8 protein-coding genes are annotated in these 12,451 nt (G+C 66.2%); 3 read left to right on the top strand and 5 right to left on the bottom strand.

Features of this window, described 5'->3' with window-relative positions:
• Positions 1–37: 37 nt before the first annotated feature.
• The 3 genes from IVB46_RS40360 to IVB46_RS45160 form a co-directional block, all read right to left on the bottom strand.
• On the bottom strand, positions 38–2,548 hold the full coding sequence (locus tag IVB46_RS40360; RefSeq protein WP_247310808.1) for a penicillin-binding protein 1A: 2,511 nt from the start codon (positions 2,546–2,548) through the stop codon (positions 38–40).
• Positions 2,549–2,810: 262 nt separating this feature from the next.
• Positions 2,811–4,106, bottom strand: coding sequence for an N-acetylmuramoyl-L-alanine amidase (locus IVB46_RS40355; protein ID WP_247310811.1), 1,296 nt, complete (start codon positions 4,104–4,106; stop codon positions 2,811–2,813).
• A 615-nt stretch (positions 4,107–4,721) separates the two neighbouring features.
• Positions 4,722–5,690, bottom strand: a complete 969-nt coding sequence (locus IVB46_RS45160; RefSeq protein ID WP_346016162.1) for a hypothetical protein — start codon at positions 5,688–5,690, stop codon at positions 4,722–4,724.
• On the opposite strand from IVB46_RS45160, the gene IVB46_RS40350 reads away from it, so the two are divergent.
• Complete coding sequence (locus tag IVB46_RS40350) at positions 5,625–7,919, top strand: ribonuclease E/G (RefSeq protein ID WP_346016161.1); 2,295 nt, start codon at positions 5,625–5,627, stop codon at positions 7,917–7,919. The genes IVB46_RS45160 and IVB46_RS40350 overlap by 66 nt on opposite strands.
• Before the next feature lie 64 nt (positions 7,920–7,983).
• Positions 7,984–9,216, top strand: a complete 1,233-nt coding sequence (locus IVB46_RS40345) for an FAD-binding oxidoreductase (protein ID WP_247310817.1) — start codon at positions 7,984–7,986, stop codon at positions 9,214–9,216.
• On the opposite strand, the gene IVB46_RS40340 is transcribed toward IVB46_RS40345, so the two are convergent.
• Complete coding sequence (locus IVB46_RS40340; protein ID WP_247310821.1) at positions 9,213–10,052, bottom strand: helix-turn-helix transcriptional regulator; 840 nt, start codon at positions 10,050–10,052, stop codon at positions 9,213–9,215. The two genes, IVB46_RS40345 and IVB46_RS40340, sit on opposite strands and share 4 nt — an antisense overlap.
• 91 nt (positions 10,053–10,143) lie before the next feature.
• Between IVB46_RS40340 and IVB46_RS40335 the strand changes: the two genes are divergently transcribed.
• Complete coding sequence (locus IVB46_RS40335) at positions 10,144–11,028, top strand: SDR family oxidoreductase (RefSeq protein ID WP_247345379.1); 885 nt, start codon at positions 10,144–10,146, stop codon at positions 11,026–11,028.
• 35 nt (positions 11,029–11,063) lie between these two features.
• On the opposite strand, the gene IVB46_RS40330 is transcribed toward IVB46_RS40335, so the two are convergent.
• Positions 11,064–12,398 (bottom strand): dicarboxylate/amino acid:cation symporter, encoded by a 1,335-nt coding sequence (locus IVB46_RS40330; RefSeq protein WP_208086594.1) that lies wholly within the window; start codon positions 12,396–12,398, stop codon positions 11,064–11,066.
• Positions 12,399–12,451: the final 53 nt, after the last annotated feature.

The raw sequence follows: 12,451 nt of genomic DNA, 5'->3' as shown, positions 1-12,451 counted from the left end.
GCGCAACCGCCGGAACCGCGATCGTCGGTCTTATCCGCTAGTACAGCCCACCGGTGCCCGGCCGCATGAAGAAGCCGGAATCCGGCTGCTGCTGCTGCGACGCCGGCACGCCGCCGCGCCCGTCGGCATCGGCGACGCCGATGACCGAGTAGTTGTCAGGCGGCGCCGTGCCCGGCTTGAAGGCTTCGAGGATGGTTCCGCCGGTCTCGCCGGGACCGGCGCGCATACCGGTCTTGGAGACGACGCGCACGAGCTTGATGCCGGCCGGCACCTTGAACGGAACCGCGGGCTTGTCGGCGAGCGCAAGCTTGAGGAAGTCGCGCGCGATGGGTGCGGCCAGATGGCCGCCGGTCGCGGCGTTGCCCCTACCGAGCGCGCGCGGCTTGTCGTAGCCCATATAGATCGCGACGGCGACGTCGGGCGAGAAGCCGACGAACCAGGCGTCCTTGGCCTCGTTGGTGGTGCCGGTCTTGCCGGCGATCGGCTTGCCGACCTCCTTGACCACGGTTGCGGTACCGGCCTGGACCACGCCTTCCATCAGCTCGGTGATCTGATAGGCGGTCATGGAATCCAGCACCTGCTCGCGGCGGTCGATCAGCTGCGGCTCGGTCTGGTTCTTCCAGCCGCCCGGCGCGTCGCAGCCGCGGCATTCGCGCTGGTCGTGCTTGAAGATGGTGCGGCCGTAACGGTCCTGGATGCGGTCGATCAAGGTCGGCTTCACCCGGCGACCGCCATTGGCGAGCATCGAATAGGCCGTGACCATGCGCATCGCCGTGGTCTCGCCGGCGCCGAGCGCGTAGGACAGATAGTTCGGCAATTCGTCATAGACGCCGAAGCGGCGCGCATATTCGCCGATCAGGGGCATGCCGATGTCCTGTGCGAGGCGCACGGTCACGGTGTTCAGCGACTGCCGCAGCGCGTTGCGCAGCGTGACGGGTCCCTGGAATTTGCCGGACGAGAAGTTTTCGGGCCGCCACACGCCGGCGCCCTGGCCCTGGTCGATTTCAATGGGCGCGTCGAGCACCACGGTCGAGGGCGTATAGCCATTGTCGAGCGCGGCCGAATAGACGATCGGCTTGAACGACGAGCCCGGCTGCCGGTAGGCCTGCGTGGCGCGGTTGAACTGGCTCTGGTCGAACGAGAAGCCGCCGACCATCGCGAGCACGCGGCCGGTCCAGGGATCCATCGCCACCATCGCACCGGACACTTCGGGAATCTGGCGCAGGCGGTACTGGCCTTCGACCGGCTGTCCCTCCTTGGTGTAGAGCGGATCGGCATAGATCACGTCGCCGGGCTGCAACACCTGCGCGACAGACGTCGGGGTCTTGCCCTTGGCGTTGCCCTGGGCCGCCCTCGCCCAGCGCACACCGTCGACCGTGACGATGCCGGTCTCGCGCTGCTTGCTGATGGCGCCGCCGAGCTCGCGGTTCGGCTGGAAGCCGATGCGCGCCGACTGGTCGCTGGTCTCCAGCACCACCGCCATGCGCCATGGCGAGATGTCGGACAGCGACTTGATCTCGGCGAGCTTCACGCCCCAATCGCCCGAAATATCGAGCTTGCTCATGGCGCCGCGATAGCCCTGCTGCTCGTCATAGTTCACGAGGCCGGCGACCATGGCCTTGCGCGCCATGACCTGGATCTTCGGATCGAGCGTGGTGCGGACGGACAGGCCGCCCTCATAAAGCTTCTTCTCGCCGTAGCGCTCGAAGATGTCGCGGCGGACTTCCTCGGCGAAATATTCACCGGCGAAGGTGTGAGCGCCGTTTGAACGGTTGGTGACGGCCAGCGGCTCCTTGCGCGCCTTGTCGGCATCGGCCTGCTTGATCCAGCCGTTCTCCAGCAGACGGTCGATCACGTAGTTGCGGCGCTCGATGGCGCGATCGCGGTTGCGGACCGGATGCAGCGTCGCGGGCATCTTCGGCAGCGCGGCGAGATAGGACGCTTCAGCGACCGTCAGCTCGTTCACCGACTTGTCGAAATACACCAGCGAAGCGGCCGCGATGCCGTAGGCGCCGAGGCCGAGATAGATCTCGTTCAGATACAGCTCGAGGATCTTGTCCTTCGAGTAGGTCTTCTCGATGCGCATCGCCAGCAAGGCTTCCTTGATCTTGCGGGCGAAGGAGACCTCGTTGGTCAGAAGGAAGTTCTTGGCGACCTGCTGGGTGATCGTGGAGGCGCCCTGCGGACGCCGGTTCGAGCCGTAATTCTGGATGAAGAGCACGCCGGCGCGCGCCATGCCGGTGTAGTCGATGCCGCCATGCTCGTAGAAATTCTTGTCCTCGGCCGCGAGGAATGCGTTGATCACGAGCTTCGGCACCGCCTGGATCGGCAGGTACAGCCGCCGCTCCTTGGCGTATTCGCCGAGCAGCGAGCCGTCGACCGCGTGCACGCGGGTCATCACCGGCGGCTCGTAATCCTGAAGCTGAGAGTAGTCGGGCAAGTCCTTGGAGAAATGCCAGATCAGGCCTGCCACGGCCCCGACACCGACAAGGAACACCACCGTTCCCGCGGCGAACAGGAAGCCCATGAACCGCACCAGCAAGCGCATTATATGTTTATCCGTTCAAACTCTGGATCAGCTCAAGGCACCCAAAACAGGCGCCAACTCCACGTCGCGAATTTACCGGCCTACTCAATTACATCAGTGCCGGACCAAGACGCTTGCCGAACGGGATTCTCGCCGATTCCGGAACCCCCTGCGGCATTTTTATAAAGCGCCCGCTGTGGCCAAACTAGGGCTTTTGCAACGGGACGGAAAATCCCCCTCAATTCGACGACCCCCGGTCGTCAGTTCGACGATCCCCCGGTCGTCAATTTGACGATCCGGCCGTGGCCATCCGCTTGGTCAGGAACCCGTCGATCGCCTGCGCCATCGAGCCCACGGCCTTGGACCGCCAGCCCTCGGAGACCAGATGCTCAAGGTCGCCCTTGTTGGAGACATAGCCGATCTCGACCAGCACCGACGGCACGTCGGGCGCCTTGAGGACCCGGAAGCCGGCCGACTTCAGGGGATGCTTGTGCATCCGCACGGACGACTTCATTTCGCCCATCAACAGGCGGGCAAAATGGCTTGAAAAGGTGCGAGTTTCCCGCTGGGTGAGGTCGATCAGGATGTCCGCGACGTCGGTCGGCTCCTCCGCGAGGTTGAAACCGGCGATCGCGTCGGCCCGGTTTTCCGCATCCGCCAGCCGCTGCGCCTCGGCGTCGGAGGCCTTGTCGGACAGCGTGTAGATGGTCGCGCCCTGCGCATCGCCCTCGGCCTTCGGCAGCGCATCGGCGTGGATCGAGACGAACAAGGCGGCCTTGAGCCCGCGGGCGACTTTGACCCGGTCGTTGAGCGGAATGAAGGTGTCGTCATCCCGTGTCATCACCACGCGGAATTTGCCGGTCTTGTCCAGACGGTCGCGTAGCGCCAGGCCGAAGGCCAGCACCAGGTTCTTCTCGCTTTCGCCGCTCGACTGCGTGCCATTGTCGATGCCGCCATGGCCGGGATCGATCACGACGATCGGGCGGCCGTCGACCTTTTGCTGCCCGGCTTCCGGAGTTGCGGCGGCCGGAACCGTTGCCGGCGGCGCGTCGGCGATTGCGGGCCGCAGTTCGGGGCGTTTCTCGGGGACGAGCGACTGTACGAAGGCGGTCCGGTCGACCTCCTCCAGCTCGAGCACGAGCCGGGCCGGCTGGCCATTGGCGGCCTCCAGCACGTAGGACTTGGCGATCTTGGCCGGGCCTGTCAGGTCGAACACGATTCGCGAGCCGCCGGGCATGACCAGCCCGTAGCGGAAGGCCTTGACCAGTCCCCGCCCCTCGACCCCGGTGCCCGCAGGCAGTTGAAAATTGACCTGGGGCACATCGACCACCACCCGATACGGGTCGGCGAGCGTCACGGCGCGGAATGTGACGGCCTGATCGATGTCGAGGATGAAACGGGTCTGCTTGCCATCGCCGGCCAGCCGGGCGGCGGACGCGGTTGGAAAATTCGCTACCGCAACAGAGGGTTGCGGCTGGCTTTCCGCCGCGCTCAGGCGCCAGGAATCAGCGCATGCCAATGCTGCGGCGCACAGAAGCGCGCATCCCAGCAAAACCCTTTGATTTGTGCGGCTCGTCACCGATTCAGTGCCTCCGAGCGGCCCTTCTAACGCAATAGAACCACAGGGTTAATCGTCGCTTAATGACAGATATACGAAACTCCCCGACTGTGACCGCCGTGCGACGCTCCCTTGCACGGTTGGTCCATTCCACGTATGTACGGAGTGCTGACGGCCGATATTTCCGGTTGTGTCGCGTTCAGCCTCCCGGTGCAGCGCCGGAACTCTCAAGGTTTGGGAATTCCAGCGTTTTTCCGTTCCCCTCAAAGACCAGCGCGGTGCGCGGCAGCGAGGTGGAGCGGGTCAAGCCCCGGTGGCGGACGGTCCCTGGTTACCACCGCGTTTCCGGGACGGTTTTGACAGCGACGTGACTCGTTACCCGGTCCCTTAATCCCAAGGGAGCGGTTCGTAATCCCCAAGGCGAGCGCGCTCGCGCCATGCCTGGCCAGCAGCAACTGATTGAGGGGCGGCCCCGCCGCCCAATGTTTCATACGGGCCGACGCTTGATGCGCCAGACTGTGCCGACGAATTCTGAAGGACCGTTCGCGACGCTGCGGAGTGACAATCCCGCGCGCCGCTTCGGCCCTCCAGCTTCCGTTTCGGCAAGGCGCGAGAGACGGCGTTTCGGCCTTCCCCTCACCCCCGAATCAGGTGGACCGTCGCGGCACCCGGCAGCGCTAATCGCGCCCACGGTGAATCGCGCCCGCCGCCGCCAAGAGTTAAGACATGCCCAACAAGATGTTGATCGATGCCACCCACCCGGAGGAGACCCGGGTCGTCGTGGTCCGCGGCAATCGCGTCGAAGAGTTTGATTTCGAGACCGCGCAACGCAAGCAACTGCGCGGGAATATCTACCTCGCCAAGGTCACCCGGGTGGAGCCCTCGCTCCAGGCCGCCTTTGTCGAATATGGCGGCAACCGCCACGGCTTCCTCGCCTTCAGCGAAATCCATCCCGATTACTACCAGATCCCGGTCGCCGACCGGCAGGCACTGATCGAGGCCGAGGAACAGGCCCATCGCGAGGCCGAGGAAGAGAGCGAGAACCGCTCCCACGGCCGCCGCCGGTCGCGCCACCGCAATTCCCGCCGCCGCAGTCAAGGCGAACGCGTCCGCAGCGACATCGTTGAGGGCCTCGAGGCCGGCGCCGATCCAGCGGCCCAGCCGGTCGAGAGCGACGCCCTGCACACCGAGGGTGCGTCGCACGAGGGCGAGCATCTGCACGCCGATGCGGAACATCGCGGCGAGCACGAAGGCCACGACCACCACGACCACGATCATGGCGACCATGATCATCACGATCATGACCACGAAGGACATGGTCACGACCATCATCATGCCAATGATGACGATCACCGTCATGACCATGGTCATGACGACCATGGTCATGACGAGCACGATCATCACGACCATGATCATGCCGACGAGACGCCCGCGCCTGTCGCAGCCTTCGGCGCCGAGCCGGTGGTCGCGACCGAGACCGCTGCCGAACCGCAGGAGGCTATCGCATCCGAGGCCCATGCCGAGGCTCTCGCCGAAGCCGTGACCGCCTCCGCCGAACCGGCCGACGCCGTCTACGCTGCCGGCGAAAGCACTGATGCTCGCCATCAGGAGTCCGAGGAGGAAGACGACGAGGACGAGGACGGCGAGGAAGCCGAAGAGGAACACGTCGAATCCGTCGGCGGCGACGACGTGATGGAGGAGGTGCCGGAGCGCACCTTCCGCCCGCGCCGCCAGTACAAGATCCAGGAAGTCATCAAGCGCCGCCAGGTGATGCTGGTGCAGGTCGTCAAGGAAGAGCGCGGCAACAAGGGCGCGGCGCTGACCACCTATCTCTCGCTCGCCGGCCGCTATGCCGTGTTGATGCCGAACACCGCGCGCGGCGGCGGCATCAGCCGCAAGATCACCAGCGCCCAGGATCGTTCCCGCCTGAAGGAAGTTGTGCAGGATCTCGACGTGCCCGAGGGCATGGGCATCATCCTGCGCACCGCTGGCGCCGCCCGTACCAAGCCCGAGATCAAGCGCGACTTCGAATATTTGATCCGGATGTGGGAGACGGTGCGCGACCTGACGCTGAAGTCGCAGGCCCCGACCCTGGTCTACGAGGAAGGCTCGCTGATCAAGCGCTCGCTGCGCGACCTCTACAACAAGGAGATCGACGAGATCTCGGTTGCCGGTGAATCCGGCTACCGCGAAGCGCGCGACTTCATGAAGATGCTGATGCCCGCCAATGTCAGCGCGGTGAAGCAGTATCGCGACGGCCAGCCGCTGTTCTCGCGCATGGGCGTCGAGAGCCAGCTGGACGCGATGTTCTCTCCGACCGTGCAGTTGCGGTCCGGAGGCTACATCGTCATCAACCAGACCGAGGCGCTGGTCTCGATCGACGTCAACTCCGGACGATCGACCCGCGAGCACCATATCGAGGACACTGCGCTCAAGACCAATCTGGAGGCGGCCGAAGAGGTCGCCCGCCAGCTCCGCCTGCGCGACCTCGCCGGCCTGATCGTCATCGACTTCATCGACATGGACGAGAAGCGCAACAACCGCGCGGTCGAGCGCAAGCTGTCCGATTGCCTGCGGCAGGACCGCGCCCGCATCCAGGTCGGCCGCATCTCGCATTTCGGCCTGCTCGAGATGTCGCGCCAGCGCATCCGCGCCAGCGTGCTGGAATCCTCGACCGATCCCTGCCCGCATTGCGGCGGCACCGGCCATGTCCGCTCGGTCTCCTCGGTTGCGCTCCAGCTGCTGCGCGGCCTCGAAGAGATCCTGATGAAGGGCGCGACCCACAATCTCGTGGTCCGCACCCGCACCGACGTCGCGCTCTATGTGCTGAACCACAAGCGCGGCCATCTGCGCGACCTCGAGAACGGCTTCAAGGTCACGCTGGCCGTCATCGCCGACCCCAGCGTCAGCGGACCGCAGGCCTATCTCATCGACCGCGGCGAGCAGGTGCATACGCTGGAAGCCGCGAAGGCGCTGCTGGTGGCACAGGCCGCCGCAAGCCCGCCGCCCGTAGCCGAAGAAGTCTATGACGACGAGGAATTCGATCCGGAGCTGGAATCCGAGGTCGAGACCGAAGAAACCGAAGGCCTCGCCGAGGAGCAGGCTGGCGGCGAAGCGGCTTCCGACCAGGATGGCCAGCGCCGCAAGCGCCGCCGGCGTCGGCGCGGCCGCGGTGCCCCGCGCGACGGCGAGTTGCGCGAGGATGGCGCTCCGGCGTCTTCCGAAGCGGCCGTGGCGGCCAGCGAAGGTGAAGAGGATTCCGAGTCCGAACAGGACGGCGAGGAAGGTGAGGACCAGGCGGCCCGCAGCGAGCAGCAGGGCAACGGCGATCGCCGTCGCCGGCGTGGTCGTCGCGGTGGACGCCGCCGTCGCGGTGGCAACGAGGAAGGTCTCGCCGGCTCCATCGGCGACGAGCTCGCAGCCAATGCACCGTCGGAAGCGACCGACGCCGTCGCCGATTTCGACAGCTTTGGCGGCGAGACTGCGCCCTCGATCGCGCAGGCCGAACACACCACCGCCGAGCCTGAGGTCAGCGAGCCCGAGCCGCGCGCCGAGGTGCAGATTGAGGCGCCGGCCCAGCCTGAGCCCGCTCCTGCCGCCGCGGACGAAGAGCCGGCCGACGAAAAGGCTGCGCGTCGCCGCTCCACGGTCCGGGAAAAGGTGAGCTTCCTGTCGAGCAGCGCGAGCGAGCCGGCAACACCGGTTGCGGCAGCGCCAGAGCCGGTTGCCCCGCCCGCACCAGCGGCTGAACCCGCGCCGGAAGCGGCAACCGAAACTCCGGCCGCCCCGCGTCGCGCCGGCTGGTGGTCTCGCCGGTTCGGCGGCGGCGAGTAGGCGAACAAATCAGTTGAGACCGCCCGGCCAAACCGGGCGGTTTTGATTTGGCAAGGTCAGTACGATGCAAAGCGCGATTGTTCTCGGCGGCGGCATGATCGGCGTGAGCGCGGCGCTGCACCTCCGGCAGCGCGGCTGGTCGGTCACGCTTGTCGACCGCAGGGAGCCGGGCCGCGAGACCAGCTACGGCAATGCCGGGATGATCCAGGCCGAAGCCGTGCGCCCCTATCCGATGCCGCGCGACCTCGCTTCGCTCCTGAAGATCGCGACCGGCCGCACCAATGACGTGCGCTACAGCCTGTCGTCGCTTCATCTCCATATCGAGCCCCTGCTGCGCTACTGGTGGCACTCGGCGCCGAAGCGGCATCGCGAGGCGATCGACGCCTGGGCGCGGCTGATCGCCTACGCGACGGCGGAGCACGACATCCTCATTCGCGAAGCCCATGCCGACAATCTGATCCGCCGCGCGGGCTACCGGCACCTGCATCGCGACGCAGCGTCCTTCGATCTCGCCGTCAAGGCGGCGGAAGAAGACCAGCGCGAATTCGGCGTCAGGTTTCGCGCGCTCTCCGGGGCCGAGCTCGCCAAGGCCGAACCGATCCTGCGCGACGACCTGCCCGGTGCGATCCATTGGCTCGACACCTGGACCGTGTCCGATCCCGGCGCACTGGTCACGGCGTATGCCGAGCTGTTCGAGCGCCTCGGCGGCACCATCGTGCTCGGCGATGCCCAGACCTTGCGGCAGACCGTGACCGGCTGGTCGGTCGATACGGACCAGGGAACCATAGACGCTGCGGCCGCCGTCGTGACGCTCGGGCCCTGGTCGCCCAATCTGCTACACAAATTCGGCTATCGCATTCCGCTGGTGCGCAAGCGCGGCTACCACATGCATTACAGCGGCGGCGCATCACTCGATCTGCCGCTGGTCGACAAGGCCGGCGGCTACGCCATGGGTCCGATGGCGAAGGGCATCCGCATCACCACGGGTGCGGAATTGACCGGCATGGACGCGCTCGCAACGCCGGTGCAGCTCGCGAGTGCCGAAGCTTCCGCGCGAGAGCTGATCGACCTCGGCAAGCGGGTCGAGCCCGACCCGTGGTTCGGCACCCGCCCCTGCACGCCCGACATGCTGCCGGTGCTCGGGCAAGCGCCGCGTCACCCGGGCCTCTGGATGAATTTCGGCCACGGCCACCAGGGCTTTACGCTCGGGCCCGCGACCGGCCGCCTGCTCGCCGAGATGATGAGCGGCGAGACGCCGGCGATCGATCCGACGCCATACCGGCCTGAGCGCTTTTAGCTGTCGGCGCGCTCGGCCAGCAGCTTCCTGATGCGGTCGGCGTCTTCAGGCGTCGCCGGATTGTAGACGATCATGCTGAGATCGGAGCGGCCCTCGACATTGAAGCTCGAATATTCGAACGACATCGTGCCGTGAACGGGATGCCGGAGCCGCTTGGTGCCGTCGCCATGATGGCGCACGTCGTTGTCGCGCCAGAGCGCCGCGAATTCCGGACTTGTCCGACAGAGCTCGTCGACGAAATCGGCGACATGCGAGACGGCGCCTGCCCGCGCTGCGTCTGCCCTGAATGCGGCCACCACGAAGCGTGCCACACTGTTCCAGTCATATTGCGCGGCGCGCACGCGCGGATCGCAGAAGATGAAGCGCAGGATGTTGCGCTGTCCCGGCGGGATCGCACCGTAGTCGGTCAGCACGACGCTTGCGGCGCGATTCCAGGCGACGACGTCCCAGGTCGCGGTGCGTACCAGCGCCGGGCTGAATGAGAGCGCATCGAGCACGCGTTGCAGCCGCGGCGAGACGCCTTCGCTCGCCTGGTAGCGCACCTCGGGCGGGCGGCCGAGGCCGATCAGGAACAGGTGCTCGCGCTCGACATCGGTCAGCATCAACGCGCGCGCGATCCGGTCGAGCACGTCGGCCGATGGCGCCCCGCCGCGGCCCTGCTCCAGCCAGGTGTACCAGGTCGAGCTGATATTGGCGCGCTGGGCCACTTCCTCCCGGCGCAGACCCGGCGTGCGCCTGCGGCTGCCGGAGAAGCCGAACGCGGCTGCATCGAGCCGGGTGCGACGGTCCTTCAGATAGGCCCCAAGCAAGTTCTCGCCGGCAGCGCTCTCGCTCATCCTGTTAGCTATTATACCCTGATAAGGTCACTACTTTACCCGGATACCTGTAGCGCAGATGGTTCTCTCCACCAACACCAGGAGATTTCGCATGCGTGTTTTCGTTACCGGTGCCACCGGCTTCGTCGGTTCCGCCGTCGTTCGAGACCTGATGGCCGCCGGCCATAGCGTACTCGGCCTCGCCCGCTCCGATGCCGGCGCCGCAGCGCTCACCGCGATGGGCGCCGAGGTCCATCGTGGGTCGCTGGAGGATCATGCCTCCTTACGCGGCGGCGCCGCCGCTTCGGACGGTGTGCTGCATCTCGGCTTCAACCACGACTTCTCGAAATTCGCCGACAATTGCGAGCTCGACCGCCGCGCGATCCTCGCGCTCGGTGAGGAGCTCAAAGGCTCCGACCGCCCTCTCATCGTCACATCCGGTGTAGCGCTGCTGGCGCCCGGACGGCTCGCGACCGAAGACGATGCGGCGGCCCGCCACTTTCCGCGCGTCTCGGAAGCCACTGCCGAAGACCTCGCGGAGCGCGGCGTCCGCACCGGCATCGTGCGGCTGCCGCCCACGACCCACGGTGAGGGCGACCACGGCTTCGTGCCGCGCCTGATCGCACTCGCCCGGGAGAAAGGTGCCGCTGCCTATATCGGCGAAGGCCAAAACCGCTGGCCGGCCGCGCACCGCCTCGACGCCGCGCGCGTCTATCGTCTCGCGCTGGAGCAAGGCGCGACCGCGCGGCGCTATCGTGCGATCGCCGAGGAAGGCGTGCCATTCAAGGCGATTGCAGAGGCGATCGGCCGACGGCTCGGCGTCCCCGTCGTGTCCAAATCGCCTGAGGAAGCGGCCGCGCATTTCGGCTGGTTCGCACAGTTCGCCGGCATCGACGTTCCGACCTCAAGCGCCAGGACGCGCGCTTTGCTCGGCTGGGCGCCGAAAGAAAAAGGGCTGATCGAGGATCTCGACCAGCCCCATTATTTCGAGATCTGACGGCGCCGCCAGCGCCGTCAGATGCCGCTTGCAGATCAGTCCGTCGTGACGGCCGTTTCCAAGTCGGTCGGATCGATCTGCCTGGCGAGGTTGGCGTTGAGCTTGTCGCGGTCGAGCTCACCTTCCCACCAGGCGACGATCACGCAGGCCACGCCGTTGCCACAGAGGTTGGTCAGCGCGCGGCACTCGCTCATGAACTTGTCGATGCCGAGCACGATCGCCATGCCCGGCACGAGGCGCGGATCGACCACGGCGAGCGTCGCGGCCAGCGTGATGAAGCCCGCGCCGGTGATGCCGGAGGCCCCCTTCGAGGTCAGCATCGCCACCACCAGGATGGTGAGCTGCTGGCCGAAGGAGAGATCGAAGCCAAGCGCCTGCGCGATGAACAGCGTCGCCAGCGTCATGTAGATGTTGGTGCCGTCGAGATTGAACGAATAGCCCGTGGGCACCACGAGGCCGACCACCGACTTCGAGCAGCCGAGGCGCTCGAGTTTCTCCATCAAGGAAGGCAGCGCGCTTTCCGAGGACGAGGTGCCGAGCACGATCAGCAGCTCGTCCTTGATGTAGGCGAGGAACTTGAAGATGGAGAAGCCGGCGAGGCGCGCGATGGTTCCGAGCACGACGAATACGAACAGCGCCGCGGTGACGTAGAACGTCGCGATCAGGCCGACCAGGTTGAGGATCGCCCCGGTGCCGAACTTGCCGATGGTGTAGGCCATTGCGCCGAAGGCGCCGATCGGCGCCGCGCGCATCACGATGGAGATGACTCCGAACACCGCATGCGCGGCGTCATCGATGAAGCTGCGGATGGTATGGCCGCGCTCGCCGAGGCCCATGATGGCGAAGCCGAACAGCACCGAGAACAGCAACACCTGCAGGATCTCGCCTTGCGCGAAGGCGCCGACCACGGTGTCGGGGATGATGTGCAGGATGAAGTCGACCGACCTCTGGCCCTCGGCCTGCTTGGCGTAGTTGGCGACGGCCTGCGCGTTGGCGGCGGCGCTGCCGAAGCCCGCACCCGGCTTCACCAGGTTGCCGATGATGAGTCCGATCACCAGCGCGAAGGTCGAGACGACTTCGAAATAGACCAGCGCCTTGACGCCGATGCGGCCGACCTTCTTGGCGTCCTGGATATGCGCGATGCCGGAGACCACGGTGCAGAAGATGATCGGCGCAATCACCATCTTGATCAGCTTGATGAAGCCGTCGCCCATCGCCTTGATCCACTCGTTGGTGGCGAGCGACGGCCACAGCCAGCCGACCAAGGCGCCGAGCACGATGGCGATCAGCACCTGGACGTAGAGAACCTTGTACCAAGGCTTGGCGGCGGCCGGCGCGACCGGCGCCCCCGCCATCGTTGTCGTCGTCATTGTTTCACTCCCCCTCAAACTCAGAGCCAGCCAAGATCAACTTGGCCGGCTCT

The sequence above is a fragment of the Bradyrhizobium sp. 61 genome (genome assembly GCF_023073075.1).
Lineage (GTDB): Bacteria > Pseudomonadota > Alphaproteobacteria > Rhizobiales > Xanthobacteraceae > Bradyrhizobium > Bradyrhizobium barranii.
This window is presented reverse-complemented; position numbering and strand designations above follow the sequence as displayed.